Origin of the sequence: Klebsiella aerogenes (assembly GCA_029027985.1) — a bacterium.
GTDB lineage: Bacteria > Pseudomonadota > Gammaproteobacteria > Enterobacterales > Enterobacteriaceae > Klebsiella > Klebsiella aerogenes_A.
In genome coordinates, this window is record CP119076.1 from 2,009,083 (window position 1) to 2,032,543 (window position 23,461).

Here is a 23,461-nt window from a genome sequence, read left to right on the forward strand (position 1 = left end):
CTCCTTATTGGATTGAAAACGATTTTTCCGGAATAAAAGTCACCACGACTTCGGTACCGCCGATTTCCCGGCGGCGCACCTGGCAGTCGCCGCGCAAACTTTGCGCGCGATCCCGCATGATAATTAAACCGTAATGGTTACTACGTTCCGCGTGGTCCGGGACGCCGCGGCCGTTATCGGCGACGACTAAACGTACCTGATTATCGCGTTGTGACACTGTCACGATTACTTCCGTCGCGTTGGCGTGCTTCAACGCATTGCTTAACGCCTCGCGGGCGATCTGCAGCAGGTGAATGGCCTGATGCGACGGGACAAAACGCGGCGGCAACTGGTAATCCAGTTGCACCGTGAAGCCAAAGTGGGCGCTGTACTCCTGACAGCTCGCCTCCAGCGCCGGGCGCAGGCCCGCTTCGGTTAGCTGCAGGCGGAAAGTCGTTAATAGCTCCCGTAGCTGCGCCCATGAGGTATTGAGCTCGTTGCGGATTTGCCCCAGCAGTTGGCGGCTTTCATCCGGCAGACTGTCGCCCTGCATCTGCAGGCAGCTCACCTGCATCTTCATGCAGGAGAGCGACTGGGCGATGGAATCGTGCAGCTCGCGCGCAATGGTGGCGCGCTCTTCCATCACGATCAGCTGCTGTTGTTTTTCCTGATGGCGATCCAGCGCCAGAGTGCTGGTCAGCTGTTCAACCAGCGTGTCAACCAACTGCTGCTGATCGTGGCTCAGGTGGCAGCCAACCGGCAGCGTCGCCAGCAGAATGCCGTACTGATTATGCGCGTCTGACAGCCGCCACTTCAGCGTAGTGCCGCCATCCGGCAGCGGCGGCAGGTCGCGCGGACACAGATAGCAGCCTTTATCATCGCACTCGATATTGGAGTGGCAGGCAAACTCCTGATGATTGTCTTCATCTTCCAGATCATAGACCCGCACTTCAATGTCGCGTAGCAGCGTTAGCCCCTGCAGGCCGTTGAGTACTGGCGAAATGCGTTCGCAGAGCGGGGCGCTGGAATGCAGGCGGCGGTTAGCTTGCCATAAAAAAGCCAGAATTTCGTTTTTCTGTTCAAGACCGGCGGTTTTTTCCTGCACCCGGCGCTCCAGTACCGAGTAGCTTTCCGCCAGCTCTTCCGACATATTGTTCAGCGCCATGCCGAGGGTCGCCATTTCGTTGCGTCCGCTAATGCGCGCGCGCTGGGTAAAATCGCGCTGGCTCACCGCCCGCGCCATGTCCAGCAGTTGTTTCCACGGCCGCAGCAGACGAGCGCGCAGCCAGATAATGGTAAAAATCAGCAGTAACGCCATACCGATGGCGAGGATACGATGGATCCACACTACCCGTTCGATACGCTGTTCGGTGGTATGGTCGAAAGCGGTGACTAATTGGTCGATACGGTCGACAAAATCGGCCACATCCTGCGCGACGTCTTCCTGCTTAACCGCATGTTTCAGGCCTGGCCCCAGCTCCAGCTGCCAGTATTGCTGCAATGCTTTGAGCTGCACTTCCTGGCCATCGCGGCGCGCGGAAGATTGCAGTTCCGGACTGAAGACGGTCGCGGTCATCTGATGGATCAACTTTTGATCTTTTTCAGTCAGCGGTATAGCCGCCAGCAGACGGTAGCTCTGCATGCGCAGCGACCCGGCCTTGTTGATGGCGTGCGCGCTGCCTTGCACGCCGTGTACCAGACGTGCGGATATCGCCATGCCGGCCACGCCGATAATGGTGGCGAGTAGCACGATTAACGCCAGTTGATTGACCAACGTTAGCGGGGTAAAAAGACGTTTTAACATGAATGCGTGGCTCCTGACCGGTTACCTCTCCGGGAGTGGCGCTTATTCTCGGACATCCCCTGGAGTATACCCATACCCCTAAAGGATTACCCCTTAATTGTCGGTGGTAGGTAGTGTGGTGGTGGGGGTTGGATGAAACCCGGCAGTCACGTGAAAAACCACACTTTTTTTCTCATAATTATCTACTCACTTTGGGGCATGTTTTTTTTTTAAACAAATTGGCCCGCGCTTTTCCTTTGATTTATATCAACTTACTACCTTGAGCAACCCCTAAGGTAGCGACAGGAAATATGAATAATCAGAGGTATCTATGAGTCACTCTTCAATCCCGGAGAAGGCTAACAGCTCAGTCATCACTGACTGGCGTCCTGAAGATCCTGAGTTTTGGCAACAGCGCGGTCACCCTGTGGCAAGCCGCAATTTATGGATCTCCGTTCCCTGTCTTTTACTGGCTTTCTGCGTCTGGATGTTGTTCAGCGCCGTTGCCGTCAACCTCAATAAAGTGGGTTTTCAGTTTACAACCGATCAGCTGTTTATGTTGACCGCGCTGCCGGCGCTGTCTGGCGCGCTGCTGCGCGTACCTTACGCTTTCATGGTTCCGCTGTTTGGCGGCCGTCGCTGGACGGCATTTAGTACCGGTATCATGATTATTCCGTGCGTGTGGCTGGGTTTTGCTGTACAGGATACCTCTACACCGTTTAGCGTCTTTGTGATTATCTCTCTGCTGTGCGGCTTCGCCGGCGCCAACTTCGCCTCCAGTATGGCCAACATCAGCTTCTTCTTCCCGAAAGAAAAGCAGGGTGGCGCGCTGGGTATCAACGGCGGCCTCGGCAACATGGGCGTCAGCGTCATGCAGCTGGTTGCTCCGTTGGTGGTATCGCTCTCTCTCTTCGCCGTCTTTGGTGGTACGGGGAGCGAGCAGCCGGATGGCTCAATGCTGTATCTGGAAAACGCCGCGTGGGTCTGGGTACCGTTCCTGATTATTTTCACCCTGGCGGCATGGTTCTTCATGAACGACCTGTCGGCCTCTAAAGCGTCGCTGAGCGAGCAACTGCCGGTTCTTAAACGTCTGCATCTGTGGATTATGGCGCTGCTGTATCTGGCGACCTTCGGCTCCTTCATCGGTTTCTCCGCCGGGTTTGCGATGCTGTCGAAAACCCAGTTCCCGGACGTACAGATCCTGCACTACGCCTTCTTTGGCCCGTTCATTGGTGCACTGGCGCGCTCGATGGGCGGCGCGATCTCCGACCGTTTGGGCGGTACCCGCGTCACGCTGGTGAATTTCGTGGTGATGGCTATCTTCTGCGCGCTGTTGTTCCTGACCTTGCCGACGAACGGCCAGGGCGGCAACTTTATCGCCTTCTTCGCGGTATTCATGGTGCTGTTCCTGACGGCCGGGTTGGGTAGCGCCTCTACCTTCCAGATGATTTCCGTTATCTTCCGTAAACTGACTATGGATCGCGTAAAAGCACAGGGCGGTAGCGAAGCGCAGGCGATGCGCGAAGCGGCAACGGACACGGCGGCGGCGCTGGGCTTTATTTCGGCGATTGGCGCGATCGGCGGCTTCTTTATCCCGAAAGCGTTCGGTATCTCGCTGGATCTGACCGGTTCTCCGGCCGGGGCGATGAAAGTGTTCCTCGTCTTCTATATTGCCTGTGTGGTGATCACCTGGGCAGTGTACGGCCGCAAACAGAAATAAGTTCATCCTTAATGGTAAGCAGAAGGGCGCACTCAATGTTGCGCCCTTTTTTATGGCTTTTTATTAGTTACAACATACTTTTTAAGTAAACAATGTAATTGAATTCACGGAAATATCTGTCGGCAAGGGTATCTACCACTTAATACCTAAGCGCGGTGTAATCCCCGGTTTATTTTAACATTTGTTTTAAATAATCCTTATAAAACAAATAGATGAAAAATAAGAATTGATACTACTTTGGTGGTATTGGTGGGTTAAGTGCGGATTTATAAGGTATTTCGGATTGATCGCCATCAATTCTCCTCTTCTTACATAGCGCTATTTTCGCTGCAAATCCAGCAATGTCGATTTATCAGAGAGCCGCCAGGCTCCATATCAGGAGAAACCCGATGAGTAAATTTCTGGACCGGTTTCGCTACTTCAAACAGAAGGGTGAAACCTTTGCCGATGGGCACGGCCAGCTTCTTAAAACCAACCGGGATTGGGAGGATGGATACCGCCAGCGTTGGCAGCATGACAAAATCGTGCGTTCCACTCACGGTGTAAACTGTACCGGCTCATGCAGCTGGAAAATTTATGTCAAAAATGGTCTCGTCACCTGGGAAACCCAGCAGACGGACTATCCGCGTACCCGCCCGGACTTGCCGAACCACGAACCGCGTGGCTGCCCGCGCGGCGCCAGCTACTCCTGGTATCTGTACAGCGCTAACCGCCTGAAATACCCACTGATGCGCAAGCGTCTGATGAAGATGTGGCGTGAAGCAAAAGTCCAGCACAGCGATCCGGTTGATGCCTGGGCTTCAATTATTGAAGATGCCGATAAAGCCAAAAGCTTCAAGCAAGCCCGCGGTCGCGGCGGTTTTGTCCGCTCCTCCTGGAAAGAAGTCAACGAGCTGATTGCCGCTTCTAACGTCTATACCGTGAAAACGTACGGCCCGGACCGCGTGGCCGGCTTCTCGCCGATCCCGGCGATGTCGATGGTCTCCTACGCTTCTGGCGCGCGTTATCTGTCGCTGATCGGTGGCACCTGCCTGAGCTTCTACGACTGGTACTGCGACCTGCCGCCAGCGTCGCCGATGACCTGGGGTGAACAGACCGACGTTCCTGAATCCGCCGACTGGTACAACTCCAGCTATATCATCGCCTGGGGCTCCAACGTTCCGCAGACCCGTACCCCGGATGCGCACTTCTTTACTGAAGTTCGTTATAAGGGAACCAAAACGGTGGCGATTACCCCGGACTACGCTGAAATCGCCAAGCTGTGCGATCTGTGGCTGGCGCCGAAACAGGGTACCGATGCCGCGATGGCGCTGGCGATGGGCCACGTCATGCTGCGTGAGTTCCACCTCGATAAACCGAGCCAGTATTTCACCGATTATGTGCGTCGCTATACCGACATGCCAATGCTGGTGACACTTGAGGAGCGTGACGGCTACTATGCCGCTGGCCGTATGCTGCGCGCTTCCGACCTGGTTGACTCCCTGGGCCAGGAACAGAATCCGGAATGGAAAACCGTCGCCTTTGACGAGAAGGGCGAAATGACCGTGCCGAACGGCTCACTGGGCTTCCGCTGGGGTGACAAAGGGAAATGGAACCTCGAACAGCGCGATGGTAAAACCGGTGATGAAATTGAGCTGCGCCTGAGCCTGCTTGGCAGCCATGACGATATCGCCAATGTCGGTTTCCCGTACTTCGGCGGCGAAGGTTCCGAGCACTTCAACAAAGTTGACCTCGAAAACATCCTGCTGCACAAACTGCCGGTGAAACGCCTGCAGTTGGCCGATGGTTCTACCGCGCTGGTGACCACCGTTTATGATCTGACCATGGCTAACTACGGTCTGGAACGCGGTCTGAACGATGAAAACTGCGCGACCAGCTACGATGATGTGAAGGCGTACTCCCCGGCCTGGGCTGAGAAGATCACCGGCGTATCCCGCGCGCACATCATCCGCACTGCACGCGAATTTGCCGATAACGCCGATAAAACGCACGGTCGTTCGATGATTATCGTCGGCGCAGGCCTGAACCACTGGTTCCACCTCGACATGAACTACCGCGGGCTGATCAATATGCTGGTCTTCTGTGGCTGCGTCGGTCAGAGCGGCGGCGGTTGGGCGCACTACGTTGGCCAGGAAAAACTGCGTCCGCAGACCGGCTGGCAGCCGCTGGCGTTCGGTCTTGACTGGCAGCGTCCGGCACGCCACATGAACAGTACGTCATACTTCTATAACCACTCCAGCCAGTGGCGCTATGAAACCGTTACCGCGCAGGAACTGCTGTCGCCGATGGCGGATAAATCCCGCTACAGCGGACACCTGATCGACTTCAACGTACGCGCAGAGCGTATGGGCTGGCTGCCGTCGGCGCCGCAGTTAGGCGTGAACCCGCTGCGTATCGCGGAAGCAGCGAAGAAAGCTGGTATGACCCCGGTCGATTACACCGTGAAGTCGCTGAAAGAAGGTTCTATTCGTTTTGCGGCCGAACAGCCGGAAAACGGTAAAAACCATCCGCGTAACCTGTTTATCTGGCGTTCCAACCTGCTGGGCTCTTCCGGTAAAGGCCATGAATACATGCTCAAGTACCTGCTGGGTACCGAGAATGGCATTCAGGGCAAAGACCTTGGCAAGCAGGGCGGCGTGAAGCCGGAAGAAGTCGAATGGCGGGATAACGGCCTCGATGGCAAGCTGGACCTGGTCGTGACCCTCGACTTCCGTCTGTCGAGCACCTGCCTGTACTCCGACATCGTGCTGCCGACTGCGACCTGGTACGAAAAAGACGACATGAATACTTCGGATATGCATCCGTTTATTCACCCGCTGTCTGCCGCTGTTGATCCGGCCTGGGAATCGAAGAGTGACTGGGATATCTATAAAGGTATCGCGAAAAAATTCTCCGAAGTCTGCGTGGGCCACCTCGGCAAAGAAACTGACGTCGTCACGCTGCCGATTCAGCACGACTCCGCCGCTGAAATGGCGCAGCCGTTTGATGTTAAAGACTGGAAGAAAGGCGAATGCGAGCTAATCCCGGGCAAAACCGCACCGCATATTATTCCGGTTGAGCGTGATTATCCGGCGACCTACGAGCGCTTCACCTCGATCGGCCCGCTGCTGGAAACCATCGGCAATGGTGGTAAAGGCATCGCCTGGAATACCCAGAGCGAAATGGACCTGCTGCGTAAGCTCAACTACACCAAGGCCGAAGGCCCGGCGAAAGGACAGCCGAAGCTGGAAACCGCCATTGATGCCGCTGAGATGATCCTCACTCTGGCGCCGGAAACCAACGGCCAGGTGGCGGTGAAGGCGTGGAAAGCGCTGAGCGAAATTACCGGCCGCGAACATGCGCATCTGGCGTTGAACAAAGAAGACGAGAAGATCCGCTTCCGCGATATTCAGGCGCAGCCGCGTAAGATCATCTCCAGCCCGACCTGGTCTGGTCTGGAAGACGAACACGTTTCCTATAACGCCGGTTATACCAACGTTCATGAGCTGATCCCGTGGCGTACGCTGTCCGGCCGTCAGTCGCTGTATCAGGATCACCAGTGGATGCGCGACTTCGGAGAAAGCCTGCTGGTCTATCGTCCGCCGATTGATACCCGTTCGGTGAAAGCGGTGATGGGTGAGAAGTCCAACGGCAATCCGGAGAAGGCGCTGAACTTCCTGACGCCGCACCAGAAATGGGGTATCCACTCGACCTACAGCGATAACCTGCTGATGCTGACCCTGTCACGCGGCGGTCCGATCGTCTGGATGAGCGAAGCGGATGCAAAAGATCTGGGTATCGAAGATAACGACTGGATCGAAGTGTTCAACGCCAACGGCGCCCTGACGGCGCGTGCGGTAGTGAGCCAGCGCGTACCAGCCGGGATGACCATGATGTACCACGCACAGGAACGTATCGTTAACCTGCCGGGTTCTGAAGTCACCGGTCAGCGCGGCGGTATCCATAACTCGGTCACCCGTATTACGCCAAAACCGACTCACATGATCGGCGGCTATGGCCATCTGGCATACGGTTTTAACTACTACGGCACCGTTGGTTCCAACCGTGATGAGTTTGTAGTGGTACGTAAGATGAAGAACATTAACTGGTTAGACGGTGAAGGCAATGACCAGGTACAGGAGAGCGTAAAATGAAAATTCGTTCACAAGTCGGCATGGTGCTGAATCTCGATAAATGCATCGGCTGCCACACCTGCTCCGTTACCTGTAAAAACGTCTGGACCAGCCGTGAAGGGATGGAATACGCCTGGTTCAACAATGTTGAAAGTAAGCCTGGCGTCGGTTTCCCGAACGACTGGGAAAACCAGGAAAAATGGAAAGGCGGCTGGATCCGCAAAATCAACGGTAAGCTGCAGCCGCGTATGGGCAACCGCGCGATGCTGCTGGGTAAAATTTTCGCGAACCCGCATCTGCCGGGGATCGATGATTACTACGAGCCGTTTGATTTTGACTACCAGAACTTGCACAACGCGCCGGAAAGCAAACATCAGCCGATCGCGCGCCCGCGTTCGCTGATTACCGGCCAACGCATGGACAAAATTACCAGCGGTCCGAACTGGGAAGAAATTCTCGGCGGCGAGTTTGAAAAACGCGCCAAAGATCAGAACTTCGACAACATGCAGAAGGCGATGTACGGCCAGTTCGAAAACACCTTCATGATGTACCTGCCGCGCTTGTGCGAGCACTGCCTGAACCCGGCGTGCGTAGCAACCTGCCCGAGCGGTGCCATCTATAAGCGTGAAGAAGACGGTATCGTGCTGATCGACCAGGACAAGTGCCGCGGCTGGCGCATGTGTATCACCGGCTGTCCGTACAAAAAAATCTACTTCAACTGGAAGAGCGGTAAATCCGAGAAGTGCATCTTCTGCTACCCGCGTATTGAATCCGGGATGCCGACGGTTTGTTCTGAAACCTGCGTCGGCCGTATCCGCTACCTCGGCGTACTGCTGTATGACGCGGACGCGATTGAAAACGCAGCCAGCACCGAGAACGAGAAAGATCTGTATCAGCGTCAGCTGGACGTGTTCCTCGATCCGAACGATCCGAAAGTGATTGAGCAGGCGCTGAAAGATGGCGTACCGCAGGGCGTTATTGAGGCCGCGCAGCAGTCGCCGGTCTACAAAATGGCGATGGACTGGAAGCTGGCGCTGCCGCTGCATCCGGAATACCGCACTCTGCCGATGGTCTGGTACGTGCCGCCTCTGTCGCCGATTCAGTCCGCGGCGGATGCGGGCGAACTGGGTAGCAACGGTATTCTGCCGGACGTAGAAAGTCTGCGTATTCCGGTACAGTACCTGGCGAACCTGCTGACTGCGGGCGATACCCAGCCGGTACTGCTGGCACTGAAACGTATGCTGGCGATGCGCCACTTCAAACGTGCGGAAACCGTTGACGGCGTCGTCGATACCCGCGCGCTGGAAGAGGTGGGGCTGAGCGAAGCGCAGGCGCAGGAAATGTACCGCTATCTGGCCATCGCCAACTACGAAGATCGTTTCGTGGTGCCGAGTAGCCATCGTGAACAAGCTCGCGATGCTTTCCCGGAGAAAAGCGGCTGCGGCTTTACCTTTGGCGATGGCTGCCACGGTTCAGACAGCGACTTCAACCTGTTCAACAGTCGTCGTATTGACGCCATTGACGTTACCAGCAAAACGGAGCCGCACTCATGATTGAACTCGTGATTGTGTCGCGTCTGCTCGAGTACCCTGACGCTGCCTTATGGCAGCATCAGCAGGAGATGTTCGAGGCTCTCGCGTCATCGGAAAAACTCGCCAAAGAGGATGCCCAGGCGCTGGGCGTTTTCCTGCGTGATTTAGTCGCTCAGGATCCGCTGGATGCGCAGTCGGCGTACAGCGAGCTGTTCGACCGCGGTCGCGCGACGTCGCTGCTGCTGTTTGAACACGTACACGGCGAGTCCCGCGACCGCGGGCAAGCGATGGTTGACCTGATGGCGCAGTACGAGCGCCATGGACTGGTGCTGGATAGCCACGAACTGCCGGATCACCTGCCGCTATACCTTGAGTATCTGGCGCAGTTGCCGGAAGACGAAGCGCTTGGCGGTCTGCAGGACGTCGCACCGATTCTCGGTCTGCTCAGCGCCCGCCTGCAGCAGCGTGAAAGCCGCTATGCGGTATTGTTCGAGCTGCTGCTGAAGCTGGCGAATACACAGGTCGACAGCCAGAAAGTAGCGGAGAAGATCGCCGACGAGGCTCGCGACGATACGCCGCAGGCGCTGGATGCCGTCTGGGAAGAAGAACAGGTCAAATTCTTTGCTGACCAGGGCTGCGGCGAGTCGGAGATTTCCGCTCACCAGCGTCGTTTTGCCGGAGCCGTTGCCCCGCAATATTTGAATATCTCTAACGGAGGACAGCAATAATGCACTTCCTGAATATGTTCTTCTTTGACATTTATCCGTACATTGCGGGTTCCGTCTTTCTGATTGGCAGTTGGCTGCGCTATGACTACGGGCAGTACACCTGGCGCGCTGCCTCCAGCCAGATGCTGGATCGCAAAGGGATGAACCTGGCGTCGAACCTGTTCCATATCGGGATCCTCGGTATTTTCGCCGGTCACTTCCTCGGTATGCTGACGCCGCACTGGATGTATGAGTCTTTCTTGCCGATTGAGGTGAAGCAGAAGATGGCGATGCTTGCCGGCGGTGCGTGCGGCGTGATGACGCTGGTCGGCGGTTTGCTGCTACTGAAACGTCGTCTGCTCAGCCCGCGCGTTCGTGCAACCACTACCGGAGCGGATATTCTGATCCTTTCGCTGCTGATGGTGCAATGTGCGCTGGGTCTGCTGACCATCCCATTCTCCGCCCAGCATATGGACGGTAGTGAAATGATGAAACTAGTCGGCTGGGCGCAGTCCGTGGTGACGTTCCACGGCGGTGCTTCGCAGCATCTTGATGGTGTCGCGTTTATCTTCCGCGTTCACCTGGTGCTGGGGATGACGCTGTTCCTGCTGTTCCCGTTCTCCCGTCTGGTACACATCTGGAGCGCGCCGGTCGAGTACCTGACGCGCAAATACCAGATTGTGCGCGCGCGTCGCTAATTCACTCGCGATTGCCGACTAACCCCGCCGTGGCGGGGTTTTTTTTCGCCCCAACCAAGGTTATTGCCCGCTGCGGCAAACAGGATGAGCACTCCGCCCACGCACTGTAGTGAGGTCAGCGCATGGTTGAAAACCAGATAGTCGACCACGATTGCCACCAATGGATAGATAAACGATAGCGAACCGGTAACGGGCGTCGGCAATTTTTGGATCGCACTATATAAAAGCTGATACATCATTCCGGTATGGACGATGCCGAGGATCAGCAGATAACGCCAGGGAAAGTTGCTGTTAAACTCGGGCGCCTGGACCAGCGGCAACAGCATGACTGTGCCGACAAGAACCTGAATAAAGGCAATATGCTGCGCGGGTAAAGGATGCAGCTTGCGGGCGATAATGGCCGTCAGGGCGTAGAAGAATGCCGCGCCTAAGGCCAGCAAAATACCGGAGGCGAGACTTGCGCCGTGCGAAGGAGCAAGCTCGCTCGACAGCAGAATAACCACGCCGCCAAAGGCCAACAACAACCACCCCCATTTGGCTGCGCTCACCCGTTCACCCAGCAGCATTCCCATTAATACCAGCATAAAGGGCTGGGTATTGTAGACCACGGTGGCCATGCCAATAGAAATACGCGAATAGGCGGCAAAGAGCAGTAGCCAGTTGATGACCAGCGCTATTCCGCCGAATACGGCCAGCATAAAGGTAAGGCGCGTCAGGCGACTGAAGGGTTGGCGGCTGAGAACGATAAATAACAATAACGTGAGCGCGCCGATCAGGCATCGCCAGAAGACCACATCAATGACCGGTAAGCCGCTGAGCAGCACAAACGCGCCAATCGAGCCGGAAATTATCATTGCCAGGCTCATTTGCCAGACACCACGAGAAATCTGCATGTTTCACCTCCAGAAGTTTTCAACTATTCTCCTGAAAAGCCTGACAGCTTGATATGCGTGAATTAAGGTAAAGGAAGATGAATACCTTTATTAATTAGGTGAAACAGATGAATTATGTCATTGATGAAATAGACCGGGCGATTCTGGCCTGCCTGACGCAAGATGCCAGAATGTCGCTTAAGGTACTGAGCGCTCAGGTGGGGCTGACTTCGCCGAGCACCGCAGAACGGGTGAAGCGCCTTGAAGAGCGGGGCGTTATTCAGGGCTACGGTGCGCGGGTTAATCTGGCGGCGTTGGGGTATAGCCTACAGGCGCTAGTGCGGGTACGGCCGTTACCTGGGTTGTTGCAAAAGGTGGATAAATATATCCAGGCCATGGCGGAATGTATCGAAAGTGACAAGGTCACCGGGGAAGATTGTTTCGTGATGCGGTTGGTGGTGCGTGATATTGCGCAGTTGGATGCGCTGCTGGATGGCCTATCAGAATACGCGCAGTGTAATACCTCAGTGGTGAAAAGTTCGCCGGTAAACAGGCGGTTACCGCCGCTGTGAGGCGCGAGCATTGCGGTGTAAATTCTTCCCGGAGGCGGTGCTGCGCACCTGTCCGGGCTACCTGGTTGAGTAGCCTCGCTAAGCGAAGGGCGCTCGAGTCGAAGCTTCTCATCCTTCCCCACAGGGTAGAATATTGAATATCGCAGGTGAATTAAGCTGGGGTATTACATGAAGAGATGGTGGTGGGGGAAGGATTCGAACCTTCGAAGTCGATGACGGCAGATTTACAGTCTGCTCCCTTTGGCCGCTCGGGAACCCCACCAGGGGTAAAATCAAATTGTAGGCTATTCAGCGAAATGAATGGTGTGGGGGAAGGATAACTCGGAGCTAAAGCTCCTCGCCCTTCGGGCCGTTGCCTGTGGCAACGTTCTCTCGCTGACGCTTGAGTCGAACCCTGGTCGAAGGTTCTTACCCTTCCCGCAAAGTGCAAACATCGTTTACGCCTTACGGTGATACCACATCACTGTCGTGAATAATGGTGGTGGGGGAAGGATTCGAACCTTCGAAGTCGATGACGGCAGATTTACAGTCTGCTCCCTTTGGCCGCTCGGGAACCCCACCACGGGGTAATGCTTGGTACTGGCCTGCTTCCTTCTCGGGAAGCGGGGCGCATCATACCAAATGACGCGCCCCTGTAAAGCATTCCTTTGACAAAATTAAACTGGTTGCCTGATTTTTACGCGTAACGCCGTAAAGCTAACCAATTCATTTCTCTGTCGATTAAAGAATAATCGTTCGGTTGCCGTAAACGAAGACGCGTTGCGCCAGCACCTGGTACAGCGCGCGGCTCAAGACGTTCTTTTCTACATCGCGTCCTGCACGCATCATATCTTCGGCGGTATAGGTATGATCGACGTGAATAACGTCCTGCATGATGATGGGACCTTCATCCAGATTATCATTCACGTAGTGAGCGGTGGCGCCAATGATCTTCACGCCGCGCTCATAGGCCTGATGATACGGACGCGCGCCAATAAACGCCGGTAAGAATGAATGATGGATATTGATGATTTTGTTCGGGAAGCGGGCAACGAACTCAGGGGTGAGCACGCGCATATACTTCGCCAGCACCACGTAATCCGGATCGTGAACGGCGATAGCGTCACCCATCTGTTTGTCGTGATCTTCGCGGCTGAGTCCTTCATGACTCACCAACTCAAACGGAATACCAAAACCTTCAACCAGTGGGCGCAGGGTTTCATGGTTGCCGATAACCGCGGCGATATCGACCTCCAGTCCGCCGTAGTTGGCTTTCATCAGTAGATCGCCGAGGCAGTGGGCTTCTTTGGTAACCAGAATCACCACCCGACGACGGCCTGCTGGATTGAGTTCGCGAATTGAACCTTCCGGCAGTGCGCTATCGAGGTCGGCAAGCAGGGTGGCGTCGTTAAAAATGCCCTCGAGCTCGGTACGCATAAAGAAGCGCCCGGTACGATGGTCGACAAACTCGTTGTTCTGCACGATATTCAGTTCATGTTTGTAGCAAATATTCGTGATACGCGCGATGAGGCCTTTCTGATCAGGGCAAATGGTGCGTAGTACTTTACGTTGTAATGAATGCATCGCGGGGAAAATCCTGTTGTGTTTGCTATTTCTGATGCCGGGCGCTATTGGCCGCAGCATTTTTTAAATTTTTTACCTGAGCCGCAAGGGCAGGGGTCGTTACGACCAATTAATGGTCGGGTGCCATCAATATAGTACCACTGTCCGTTTTCTTTTAAGAATCTGGATCGTTCAATAATCGCCCCTGGGCGGTTATCTTCAGTAAATCGAGCAATAAAGCTCACGAAGCCTTCACCGGCATGACGGCCATCTTCGGCGGCAAAAATGGTCAAGCCAAGCCACTGCGTATTGGCAAACCCTTTTTCGATATCGGCGCGAAATCGCGGCGCGTCGCACTCGGGATGCCAGGTTTTGATTAAATAGTCGGCATCCTTCATCACGAATGCGCTATAGCGGGATCGCATCAGCTGTGACGGACTTGGCGCAAGCTGACCGCCAGCCAGATATCGCTGGCAACATGAGCTATACTCCAGAGCGCTGCCACAGGGGCATAATTGCGACAAAATCGCCTCCATGGAAAAGAATAACGGCGCTCGAGCGCCAACGTGCTTTATGTTAACTGAGCGATGGCGTAGATGTCATGCTCGGAATGGAAGGATATCTATCGGTACTAATGAGAAAGCTTAAGATTGGTTTAGCACTCGGGGCTGGTGCCGCACGCGGTTGGTCGCACATTGGCGTGATCAAAGCGTTGCACCGGGCAGGAATTGAAGTGGATGTGGTGGCGGGGTGTTCCATTGGCGCGTTGGTCGGTGCGGCCTACGCCGGTAATCGCCTCCCGGCGCTGGAAAAGTGGGTCAGTTCCTTTAGCAACTGGGACGTGCTGCGTTTGATGGATCTCTCCTGGCGGCGCGGCGGTCTGCTGCGCGGCGAGCGCGTGTTCAATCAATACCGACAAATCATGCCCATTGCGCAAATTGAAGGCTGCGAACGTCGTTTCGCCGCCGTCGCCACGAATCTGAGTACCGGACGCGAACTCTGGTTTACTGAGGGCGATCTGCACATGGCGGTTCGCGCTTCCTGCAGTATGCCGGGTCTGATGTCTCCGGTGAAACATAACGGCTATTGGCTGGTGGACGGCGCAGTGGTTAATCCAGTCCCGGTTTCGCTAACGCGCGCTCTGGGAGCGGATATCGTGATTGCCGTCGATCTGCAGCATGATGCCCACCTGATGCAGCAGGACCTCCTTTCGATAGAGTCGCCGCGCCCGGAGCCGCCAGAAGAGGTCAGTTGGCATTCGCGTTTGCGTTCCCGATTGGGGAGAATGAGTTCACGGCGCGTTACGGTGACGCCCACGGCGATGGAGATAATGTCCACCTCGATTCAGGTGTTGGAAAACCGTCTTAAACGCAATCGCATGGCGGGCGATCCGCCGGATATTCTGCTGCAACCGTTTTGTCCGCAAATCTCTACGCTCGATTTTCATCGTGCCGGCGAAGCGATGGCCGCAGGACAACAGGCCGTTGAGAAAAAAATGGCTGAATTATTACCCTTGGTGCGCACTTCCGCGTAGCGCACTTGTCCAACACTTAAGTAAATTCTGACAGGCGATAGCGTGAATAGCGTGCCACTATTTAATTATCGTCAGCCAGGGGAGAGACCATGACGCAGCCATTGGCGGGAAAACAGATTCTGATAGTTGAAGACGAACCCGTTTTCCGCTCTCTCCTGGATAGCTGGTTAGCTTCGCTGGGGGCCACCACCCGCCAGGCGGAGGATGGGATTGAGGCGCTGCAGCAAATTGCAATATCAAAGCCTGACCTGATGATATGCGATATCTCCATGCCGAGAATGAACGGACTTGAACTGGTTGAGCAGGTGCGCAATCAGGGCGAGCAGTTGCCGATCCTGATGATTTCAGCGACCGAAAACATGGCAGATATTGCCAAAGCCTTGCGTCTTGGCGTGCAGGATATACTACTGAAGCCGGTAAAAGACTTTAATCGTCTGCGCGAAACGGTGTTTGCCTGTCTGTACCCGACGATGTTTAACTCCCGGGTCGAAGAGGAAGAACGCTTATTTGAAGACTGGGATGCGCTGGTGAGCGATCCCCAGGCGGCTTCGCGGTTATTACAGGAACTGCAGCCGCCGGTTCAGCAGGAAATGTCAAACTGCCGTATTCACTATCGCCAGCTTATCTCCGCGGATAAACCGGGGTTGGTGTTGGATATCGCGCCATTATCAGAAAACGATCTAGCGTTTTATTGTCTGGATGTCACTCGCGCAGGTGATAATGGCGTGCTGGCCGCTCTATTATTACGCGCTCTGTTTAATGGTTTACTACAGGAACAATTAGCTCATCAAGGACAGCGTCTGCCTGAGATGGGAGGATTGTTAAAACAAGTTAATCAATTACTCCGCCAGGCAAATTTACCGGGACAGTTCCCATTACTGGTCGGTTATTATCACAGCGGGTTAAAAAATTTGATTCTGGTCTCCGCTGGCCTTAACGGCACGCTGAATACCGGAGAGCATCAAATTCAAATTAGCAACGGCGTTCCGTTAGGAACGTTGGGAAACGCCTACCTCAACCAAATTAGCCAGCGCTGTACGTCATGGCAGTGTCAAATTTGGGGTGCCGGGGGGCGTTTACGTCTGATGTTGTCTGCGGATTGAACAATTCGGTCTAATTTTGGTAGGTAGGATTACCTGGGCGACATTTCCGGTGGTACTATCGCTGGGATTTATGCGTAATAGTCCTAATTCGAGGGTATCCACACCTTTTCAGACCAGGCTTTTCTGATCAGACTGATATACTCGGTGCGTTATTTATTGACGATTAAGTTCAAAAAACGAACACTCCAGGAGATTTCAATGGCCGCCCTTAATTCTAAAGTAAGAAAAGCTGTTATCCCGGTTGCGGGATTAGGCACCAGGATGCTACCCGCCACCAAGGCTATTCCGAAAGAAATGCTGCCACTGGTAGATAAACCTTTAATCCAATATGTTGTTAACGAATGTATCGCCGCCGGGATTACTGAAATTGTTCTGGTGACGCACTCATCGAAAAACTCTATTGAAAACCACTTCGATACTAGCTTTGAACTCGAAGCGATGCTGGAAAAACGTGTAAAACGTCAGCTTCTGGAAGAAGTTCAGTCAATTTGTCCGCCGCACGTGACGATTATGCAGGTTCGTCAGGGCCTGGCAAAAGGTCTGGGCCATGCGGTGCTGTGCGCTCATCCGGTGGTTGGCGATGAACCTGTTGCGGTGATCCTGCCGGACGTGATTCTGGACGAATATGAGTCCGATCTGACCCGCGATAACCTGGCGGAAATGATCGCGCGCTTTGACGAAACGGGCGCCAGCCAGATCATGGTTGAGCCGGTTGAAGACGTGACTGCCTATGGGGTTGTTGACTGCAAAGGTGAAAACCTGCAGCCGGGCGAAAGCGTGCCAATGGTGGGTGTTGTTGAGAAGCCGAAAGCTGACGTTGCGCCGTCTAACCTGGCCGTGGTGGGTCGTTATGTGCTGAGCGCGGATATTTGGCCGCTGCTGGCGAAAACGCCTCCGGGAGCCGGTGATGAAATTCAGCTGACTGACGCTATCGATATGCTTATCGAGAAAGAGACCGTCGAAGCGTACCACATGAAAGGCAAAAGCCATGACTGCGGTAATAAGCTTGGCTATATGCAGGCCTTTGTCGAATATGGCGTGCGCCATAAGACCCTTGGCAAAGACTTTAAAGACTGGCTGGAACAAGCCGTTGCGAAGTAATATTCGCTGAATGAAGACCGGAGCGCAGGAATGCGGTCCGGTTTTTTTATGCCTGTGACTTCCTTCACTATGGCAATAATGGCGTAGCGGTAACTATGAACAAAAAAATCCCGCCGTGGCGGGATTTTTATATCAAGCGAGAAGCGAATTAGAGCAGGAAATCGTCCAGTGTTTTACCTTGCTCATCCATTGCTTTCTTGATGACTGCCGGAGTACGTCCCTGACCAGTCCAGGTTTTGGTTTCGCCGTTTTCATCAACGTAGCTGTATTTAGCCGGACGTGCGGCACGTTTAGTTTTGGTGCCAGCTTTAACGGCTGCCATGGTGCTCAGCAGTTCATTCGGATCAATACCGTCAGCAATCAGCATTTCGCGGTATTGTTGCAGTTTACGAGTGCGCTCTTCAATTTCTGCAGCAGCGGCGCTTTCTTCTTCGCGGCGTTCGTTAACAACGACTTCTAATTTTTCCAGCATTTCTTCGAGCGTTTCGAGGGTGCATTCTCTTGCCTGCGCACGAAGAGTACGGATGTTGTTCAAAATTTTAAGTGCTTCGCTCATTGTAGTAATCTCAAACTTATATTGTGGGGTGGTTTGTTGAACTAATAATAGAGCGATATAATCAGATGTGCAATAGGGTAGAATGTAAGGAATTCAAAATTACTTGTTATTTGTCTTGTTGATTAAATAATTTAAGTTAAATTTTCGCGCGGCTTCACATCTTCCCGCTTATAGCTTAAGTATGAGCATGATGGCTAAAACCATGAGTCAGGATGATTTTTCCGGCTTTCTGAGAGTCAATTTATACTTTGTGTGGATAAATATCACCCTTCAGTATTAGCGCATTAGTTATGGCGATGTTTAATATAATTGGCGACCAAAGCCCATTATAGTTGTCTGGAGAATGGCTGGTTAAGCACGAAACGACAATGATTTCCCTCTTCTGTTGACACGGCGTTGCGTCATTGCCGGTATTCATTCTGCTAAGAATCCCATTTTTCTGTAAAGCAATGCTGTTAACACAACCAGCAATACCCCCGGTGAAAGCGCCGTCTACGCGGTAATATATGATACACTTGCGCCGTAAAACACATTGATTGGGGTTACGCAGCCGATGGCACAACTTTATTTCTACTACTCTGCAATGAATGCCGGTAAGTCTACTGCGCTGTTGCAGTCTTCGTACAATTACCAGGAACGAGGGATGCGTACCGTCGTTTATACGGCTGAAATTGACGATCGGTTTGGTTCCGGTAAAGTGAGCTCCAGAATCGGCCTCTCTTCGCCTGCGCGTCTGTATAATCCTCAAACTTCGTTATATGCCGATATTGCCGCGGAACATGCCCGCCAGCCTATCCATTGCGTACTGGTGGATGAGAGCCAGTTCCTGACCCGTGAGCAGGTCCACGAGCTCTCTGAAGTCGTCGATGAGCTGGATATCCCTGTATTGTGCTATGGCTTGCGTACGGACTTCCGAGGCGAGTTATTTAGCGGTAGCCAATATTTGTTGGCGTGGTCGGATAAGCTGGTTGAATTAAAAACTATCTGCTTCTGTGGTCGTAAGGCAAGCATGGTTTTACGTCTTGACCAGGAAGGGCGTCCTTACAACGAAGGCGAACAGGTGGTTATTGGCGGTAATGAGCGCTATGTTTCCGTCTGTCGTAAGCATTATAAAGAGGCGCTGAATACCGGTTCATTAACACAGGTGCAAAGTAAGCAGCGTTCCTGCGAATAATGCTTTAATTTCACTATCTTCAGGCGCCTGGGTGGCGCCTTTTGGGTTTTTATGGAATCGGTTCCGGTATTCGGATATTGCTGAGTTTACGACATCGTGTATCTAAGACCGACGAAGATTAATTAGCGGTGAAAATAAAAAAAGCCCCATCAACAGATGGGGCTTCGTTCATTTCAATGCGGTGAATTAAGCGGATTTTTTCGCTTTCTTCTCAGCTTTGACTGGCGCAGATTCTTTTTTCACGGCAGCGGCTTCGCCTTCGACAAAGTCGCGACCGTAATAGGTATCCAGCAGAATCTGTTTCAGTTCGGCAATCAGCGGGTAGCGCGGGTTAGCGCCGGTGCACTGATCGTCGAAGGCATCTTCAGACAGTTTATCAACGTTAGCCAAGAAGTCAGCTTCCTGAACACCGGCTTCGCGGATAGATTTCGGAATGCCCAGCTCAGCTTTGATGCTTTCCAGCCATGCCAGCAGTTTCTCAATTTTCGCCGCGGTGCGATCGCCCGGCGCGCTCAGACCCAGGTGGTCAGCAATCTCGGCGTAGCGACGGCGAGCCTGCGGACGGTCGTACTGGCTGAATGCGGTCTGCTTCGTTGGGTTGTCATTCGCGTTGTAGCGGATAACGTTACAGATCAGCAAGGCGTTCGCCAGACCGTGGGGAATGTGGAACTGAGAGCCCAGCTTGTGCGCCATGGAGTGGCACACGCCCAGGAAGGCGTTGGCAAACGCGATACCGGCGATAGTCGCGGCGCTGTGAACGCGTTCGCGGGCAACCGGGTTCTTAGAACCTTCATGGTAAGAGGCTGGCAGGTACTCTTTCAGCAGTTTCAGCGCCTGTAGAGCCTGACCATCGGAGAACTCGGAAGCCAGCACGGATACGTAAGCTTCCAGTGCGTGAGTCACGGCATCCAGACCACCGAAGGCGCACAGGGACTTCGGCATATCCATGACCAGGTTGGCATCGACAATTGCCATATCCGGGGTGAGAGCGTAGTCCGCCAGCGGATATTTTTGTCCGGTTGCGTCGTCGGTCACTACAGCGAACGGCGTCACTTCAGAACCGGTACCGGACGTGGTTGTGATGGCAACCATCTTGGCTTTGACGCCCATTTTCGGGAACTTGTAGATACGTTTACGGATATCCATAAAGCGCAGCGCCAGTTCTTCGAAGTGAGTTTCCGGATGTTCGTACATGACCCACATGATTTTTGCCGCATCCATCGGGGAACCGCCGCCCAGCGCGATGATCACGTCTGGTTTGAAGGAGTTCGCCAGATCCGCGCCTTTGCGCACGATGGTCAGCGTTGGGTCAGCTTCAACTTCAAAGAACACTTCGGTTTCTACGCCAGCCGCTTTCAGTACGGAGGTGATCTGGTCAGCATAACCGTTGTTGAACAGGAAGCGGTCAGTCACAATCAGCGCGCGTTTGTGACCATCAGTAATCACTTCATCCAGTGCGATTGGCAGTGAGCCACGACGGAAGTAGATAGATTTCGGAAGTTTATGCCACAACATGTTTTCAGCTCGCTTAGCAACGGTTTTCTTGTTGATCAGGTGTTTCGGACCAACGTTTTCGGAGATGGAGTTACCACCCCAGGAACCACAACCCAGAGTCAGGGAAGGTGCGAGTTTGAAGTTGTACAGGTCACCGATACCACCCTGAGAAGCCGGGGTGTTGATCAGGATACGTGCGGTTTTCATCATCTGGCCGAAATAAGCCACGCGAGCCGGCTGGTTGTCCTGGTCGGTATACAGGCAAGAGGTATGACCGATACCGCCCATAGCGACCAGTTTTTCAGCCTTAATGACCGCGTCTTCGAAATCTTTCGCACGGTACATTGCCAGCGTCGGAGACAGTTTTTCGTGAGCGAACGGTTCGCTTTCGTCAACGTCAGTCACTTCGCCGATCAGAATTTTGGTGGTCGCCGGAACGGTGAAGCCCGCCAGTTCAGCAATTTTTGCCGCTGGCTGACCCACGATAGCTGCGTTCAATGCGCCATTCTTCAGGATGATGTCCTGAACGGCTTTCAGCTCTTTACCCTGAAGAAGGTAACCGCCGTGGCTGGCGAAACGCTCGCGAACGGCGTCGTAGACGGCATCAACAACGACAACTGATTGCTCGGATGCGCAAATCACGCCGTTATCGAAGGTTTTAGACATCAGAACGGAGGCGACCGCACGTTTGATATCCGCAGTTTCATCAATGACAACCGGTGTGTTGCCGGCGCCGACGCCGATAGCAGGTTTGCCGGAGCTATAAGCGGCTTTCACCATACCTGGACCGCCAGTGGCGAGGATCAGGTTGATATCAGGGTGATGCATCAGCGCGTTAGACAGTTCTACGGACGGCTGGTCGATCCAACCAATCAGATCTTTTGGCGCACCGGCAGCAATGGCTGCTTGCAGCACGATATCCGCCGCTTTGTTCGTCGCATCTTTAGCACGTGGGTGCGGAGAGAAGATGATCGCGTTACGGGTCTTCAGGCTGATCAGTGATTTGAAGATAGCGGTAGACGTCGGGTTGGTGGTCGGAACGATACCGCAAATAATACCGATAGGTTCAGCAATGGTGATGGTGCCGAAAGTGTCGTCTTCAGACAGGACGCCACAGGTCTTTTCATCTTTATAAGCGTTATAAATGTATTCGGAAGCGAAGTGGTTTTTGATCACTTTGTCTTCGATAATGCCCATGCCGGATTCGGCAACGGCCATTTTAGCGAGAGGGATTCGAGCATCAGCAGCGGCCAACGCGGCAGCACGGAAGATCTTATCGACTTGTTCTTGAGTGAAACTGGCATATTCACGCTGGGCTTTTTTTACGCGCTCTACAAGTGCGTTAAGTTCAGCGACATTAGTAACAGCCATAATGCTCTCCTGATAATGTTAAACTTTTTTAGTAAAACAGTAGCTCGATTCGACATTATAGACAGGCTGTTAACAGCTTGCATGTAAATGTTAACGTAAAGATTTCTAACGCTTTGAACCCACTGATTTACTAAAAAAGCTTGGTTTCGCTAATCGCTCAGGTACTGTGGCCTTTCACTCTGTTGGTGTAACCAAGGTTACTCACTTCTGAGTATGAATTACGTGATTTAGATCAATATTTGTCGATGCTGATACCTTTCAGCTGGTTGATTATTGACCGATCAAATCCAGGCTAATGATAATGTATTCATATTTAATGAATAAATAGCAAGTGCTAAACAAATATATAACAAGTAAAATCAATCACTCATAAATTGCATAATTGAGATGAATTGTGGCAATGAAAAAGGTATCTTCTGCCAGAATAATGAGTACTGACATTGTCAACAGCCATTTTTAATGACGCTGCGGAGTACACCGTGATCCTACCGTTGTTTGATTTCTCTGTTTATTTTAAATTTTTTATCGGCTTGTTCGCACTGGTCAACCCGGTTGGCATTATCCCGGTGTTCATTAGCATGACCAGTTATCAAACGGCAGCGGTACGCAATAAGACTAATATGACGGCCAATATGTCGGTGGCTATCATCTTGCTGACCTCGCTGTTTCTCGGTGACGGTATCTTGCAGATCTTCGGTATCTCCATCGATTCTTTCCGCATTGCCGGTGGGATTCTGGTGGTGACCATCGCCATGTCGATGATTAGCGGCAAGCTTGGCGAAGATAAACAGAACAAGCAGGAGAAGTCGGAAACAGCGATTCGCGAAAGCATCGGCGTAGTGCCGTTAGCCTTACCCTTAATGGCGGGGCCCGGGGCGATCAGTTCAACCATCGTCTGGGGCACGCGTTATCATTCCATTGCTCATTTCATTGGTTTTTCGATCGCTATCGCGCTGTTTGCCACCTGCTGCTGGGGAATTTTCCGTATGGCACCCTGGTTAGTGAGATTACTGGGGCAGACCGGGATCAACGTGATAACTCGTATTATGGGTCTGTTGCTCATGGCGTTAGGGATAGAATTTATCGTCACCGGTATTAAGGCATTGTTCCCGGGCCTGGTGGGGTAATTTGTCGGTTAAGAGGCGGGGCGGCAGGCCCCGCATGTGATGGATTATTCGCAAAAGTTATTCATAAAGATGATGTTTCTGGCAAATAATAACTTTTGCTAATGATGTTTTATTTTTATATTTATCATATGGTTATTTGTTTTTTTTTCTATCCCTTCGTGCTGTCTTTCTCCCTTCATCACTGTTATTTTCGTCACATCATTCTCTGGTGCTTGCTGTCGGATCATCGAAATGATATTAGTAATTTCATCATGACAGCAGATGAATGTGCTAAATAATAGACAATTGTTAAATTTTTGTGCAAAAAAGCAACTTATCGGGCATACAGAGCGCATGAATGGACAGGGTTCTCGTATCAGATTGATAAGTCATCATTTTTTTGCAAATTTAACCTTGATAATCGTTCACTGATGGCAGCTAAAAAAACAATAAAAGAGAATCCGGTAACATATTTGCAAATTGCATTGGCGGACAAGAAACCGTT

General features: G+C 52.9%; 17 protein-coding genes, 2 tRNA genes, 1 other RNA gene and 1 pseudogene. 12 read left to right on the forward strand and 9 right to left on the reverse strand.

From position 1 onward, the window contains the following. Nucleotides 1–4 precede the first annotated feature (4 nt). Entirely contained in the window at nt 5–1,783 is a 1,779-nt protein-coding gene (narX, locus tag PYR66_09540; GenBank protein WEF29912.1) for a nitrate/nitrite two-component system sensor histidine kinase NarX, read from the reverse strand. A gap of 310 nt (nt 1,784–2,093) precedes the next feature. Between narX and PYR66_09545 the strand changes: the two genes are divergently transcribed. The 5 genes from PYR66_09545 to narI all read left to right on the forward strand — a co-directional run bounded on the left by PYR66_09545 (nt 2,094) and on the right by narI (nt 10,531). Beyond that, nucleotides 2,094–3,482, forward strand: coding sequence for a NarK family nitrate/nitrite MFS transporter (locus PYR66_09545; protein WEF29913.1), 1,389 nt, complete (start codon nt 2,094–2,096; stop codon nt 3,480–3,482). 389 nt (nt 3,483–3,871) lie between these two features. Then, on the forward strand, nt 3,872–7,615 hold the full coding sequence (locus tag PYR66_09550) for a nitrate reductase subunit alpha (protein WEF29914.1): 3,744 nt from the start codon (nt 3,872–3,874) through the stop codon (nt 7,613–7,615). Next, complete coding sequence (gene narH / locus PYR66_09555; protein ID WEF29915.1) at nt 7,612–9,147, forward strand: nitrate reductase subunit beta; 1,536 nt, start codon at nt 7,612–7,614, stop codon at nt 9,145–9,147. Before PYR66_09550 ends, narH begins: the two co-directional genes overlap by 4 nt. Next, nucleotides 9,144–9,854 (forward strand): nitrate reductase molybdenum cofactor assembly chaperone, encoded by a 711-nt coding sequence (gene narJ, locus PYR66_09560; protein WEF29916.1) that lies wholly within the window; start codon nt 9,144–9,146, stop codon nt 9,852–9,854. The genes narH and narJ overlap by 4 nt, the downstream gene beginning before the upstream one ends. Further along, entirely contained in the window at nt 9,854–10,531 is a 678-nt protein-coding gene (gene narI, locus PYR66_09565; protein WEF29917.1) for a respiratory nitrate reductase subunit gamma, read from the forward strand. Before narJ ends, narI begins: the two co-directional genes overlap by 1 nt. On the opposite strand, the gene PYR66_09570 is transcribed toward narI, so the two are convergent. After that, complete coding sequence (locus PYR66_09570; GenBank protein ID WEF29918.1) at nt 10,528–11,424, reverse strand: DMT family transporter; 897 nt, start codon at nt 11,422–11,424, stop codon at nt 10,528–10,530. The two genes, narI and PYR66_09570, sit on opposite strands and share 4 nt — an antisense overlap. A gap of 107 nt (nt 11,425–11,531) precedes the next feature. On the opposite strand from PYR66_09570, the gene PYR66_09575 reads away from it, so the two are divergent. Then, nucleotides 11,532–11,975 (forward strand): Lrp/AsnC family transcriptional regulator, encoded by a 444-nt coding sequence (locus tag PYR66_09575; GenBank protein ID WEF29919.1) that lies wholly within the window; start codon nt 11,532–11,534, stop codon nt 11,973–11,975. A gap of 177 nt (nt 11,976–12,152) precedes the next feature. Here PYR66_09575 and PYR66_09580 read toward each other — a convergent pair. From PYR66_09580 to PYR66_09600, 5 genes are all read right to left on the reverse strand, one after another. Continuing rightward, nucleotides 12,153–12,237, reverse strand: a tRNA-Tyr gene (locus PYR66_09580). 38 nt (nt 12,238–12,275) lie between these two features. Next, nucleotides 12,276–12,408: non-coding RNA, RtT sRNA (locus PYR66_09585), on the reverse strand. A 43-nt stretch (nt 12,409–12,451) separates the two neighbouring features. Then, nucleotides 12,452–12,536 (reverse strand) — tRNA-Tyr (locus tag PYR66_09590). 159 nt (nt 12,537–12,695) lie between these two features. Beyond that, on the reverse strand, nt 12,696–13,538 hold the full coding sequence (gene purU / locus PYR66_09595; GenBank protein ID WEF29920.1) for a formyltetrahydrofolate deformylase: 843 nt from the start codon (nt 13,536–13,538) through the stop codon (nt 12,696–12,698). 44 nt (nt 13,539–13,582) lie between these two features. Further along, nucleotides 13,583–14,041, reverse strand: coding sequence for a YchJ family protein (locus PYR66_09600; protein ID WEF30402.1), 459 nt, complete (start codon nt 14,039–14,041; stop codon nt 13,583–13,585). A gap of 110 nt (nt 14,042–14,151) precedes the next feature. On the opposite strand from PYR66_09600, the gene rssA reads away from it, so the two are divergent. The 3 genes from rssA (at nt 14,152) to galU (ending at nt 17,255) form a co-directional block, all read left to right on the forward strand. Continuing rightward, a complete protein-coding gene (rssA, locus tag PYR66_09605; protein ID WEF29921.1) occupies nt 14,152–15,051 on the forward strand; it encodes a patatin-like phospholipase RssA in 900 nt (299 codons plus the stop codon). Nucleotides 15,052–15,140: 89 nt separating this feature from the next. Further along, nucleotides 15,141–16,154: a two-component system response regulator RssB gene (gene rssB / locus PYR66_09610; protein ID WEF29922.1), complete on the forward strand. Its 1,014-nt coding sequence runs from the start codon at nt 15,141–15,143 to the stop codon at nt 16,152–16,154. Nucleotides 16,155–16,352: 198 nt separating this feature from the next. Continuing rightward, entirely contained in the window at nt 16,353–17,255 is a 903-nt protein-coding gene (gene galU / locus PYR66_09615; GenBank protein ID WEF29923.1) for a UTP--glucose-1-phosphate uridylyltransferase GalU, read from the forward strand. A 148-nt stretch (nt 17,256–17,403) separates the two neighbouring features. Here the strand turns inward: galU and hns are convergent, their stop codons facing one another. Beyond that, nucleotides 17,404–17,811, reverse strand: a complete 408-nt coding sequence (gene hns / locus PYR66_09620) for a DNA-binding transcriptional regulator H-NS (GenBank protein ID WEF29924.1) — start codon at nt 17,809–17,811, stop codon at nt 17,404–17,406. A 553-nt stretch (nt 17,812–18,364) separates the two neighbouring features. Between hns and tdk the strand changes: the two genes are divergently transcribed. Further along, entirely contained in the window at nt 18,365–18,985 is a 621-nt protein-coding gene (gene tdk / locus PYR66_09625; GenBank protein WEF29925.1) for a thymidine kinase, read from the forward strand. A gap of 186 nt (nt 18,986–19,171) precedes the next feature. On the opposite strand, the gene adhE is transcribed toward tdk, so the two are convergent. Further along, a complete protein-coding gene (gene adhE, locus PYR66_09630) occupies nt 19,172–21,850 on the reverse strand; it encodes a bifunctional acetaldehyde-CoA/alcohol dehydrogenase (protein WEF29926.1) in 2,679 nt (892 codons plus the stop codon). A gap of 158 nt (nt 21,851–22,008) precedes the next feature. Between adhE and PYR66_09635 the strand changes: the two are divergent. Both PYR66_09635 and PYR66_09640 read left to right on the forward strand, forming a co-directional pair. Beyond that, nucleotides 22,009–22,146: pseudogene (locus PYR66_09635) on the forward strand (hypothetical protein). Nucleotides 22,147–22,329: 183 nt separating this feature from the next. Next, nucleotides 22,330–22,977: a YchE family NAAT transporter gene (locus tag PYR66_09640; GenBank protein WEF30403.1), complete on the forward strand. Its 648-nt coding sequence runs from the start codon at nt 22,330–22,332 to the stop codon at nt 22,975–22,977. Nucleotides 22,978–23,461 lie beyond the last annotated feature (484 nt).

Excerpts from the sequence above, each read along its gene's own strand:
- purU (WEF29920.1), bottom strand. The coding sequence starts at position 13,538 with ATGCATTCATTACAACGTAAAGTACTACGCACCATTTGCCCTGATCAG.
- narX (WEF29912.1), bottom strand. The coding sequence starts at position 1,783 with ATGTTAAAACGTCTTTTTACCCCGCTAACGTTGGTCAATCAACTGGCG.
- PYR66_09550 (WEF29914.1), top strand. The coding sequence starts at position 3,872 with ATGAGTAAATTTCTGGACCGGTTTCGCTACTTCAAACAGAAGGGTGAA.
- rssB (WEF29922.1), top strand. The coding sequence starts at position 15,141 with ATGACGCAGCCATTGGCGGGAAAACAGATTCTGATAGTTGAAGACGAA.
- narI (WEF29917.1), top strand. The coding sequence starts at position 9,854 with ATGCACTTCCTGAATATGTTCTTCTTTGACATTTATCCGTACATTGCG.
- adhE (WEF29926.1), bottom strand. The coding sequence starts at position 21,850 with ATGGCTGTTACTAATGTCGCTGAACTTAACGCACTTGTAGAGCGCGTA.
- PYR66_09570 (WEF29918.1), bottom strand. The coding sequence starts at position 11,424 with ATGCAGATTTCTCGTGGTGTCTGGCAAATGAGCCTGGCAATGATAATT.
- narH (WEF29915.1), top strand. The coding sequence starts at position 7,612 with ATGAAAATTCGTTCACAAGTCGGCATGGTGCTGAATCTCGATAAATGC.
- rssA (WEF29921.1), top strand. The coding sequence starts at position 14,152 with ATGAGAAAGCTTAAGATTGGTTTAGCACTCGGGGCTGGTGCCGCACGC.
- PYR66_09545 (WEF29913.1), top strand. The coding sequence starts at position 2,094 with ATGAGTCACTCTTCAATCCCGGAGAAGGCTAACAGCTCAGTCATCACT.
- narJ (WEF29916.1), top strand. The coding sequence starts at position 9,144 with ATGATTGAACTCGTGATTGTGTCGCGTCTGCTCGAGTACCCTGACGCT.
- hns (WEF29924.1), bottom strand. The coding sequence starts at position 17,811 with ATGAGCGAAGCACTTAAAATTTTGAACAACATCCGTACTCTTCGTGCG.
- PYR66_09575 (WEF29919.1), top strand. The coding sequence starts at position 11,532 with ATGAATTATGTCATTGATGAAATAGACCGGGCGATTCTGGCCTGCCTG.
- galU (WEF29923.1), top strand. The coding sequence starts at position 16,353 with ATGGCCGCCCTTAATTCTAAAGTAAGAAAAGCTGTTATCCCGGTTGCG.
- tdk (WEF29925.1), top strand. The coding sequence starts at position 18,365 with ATGGCACAACTTTATTTCTACTACTCTGCAATGAATGCCGGTAAGTCT.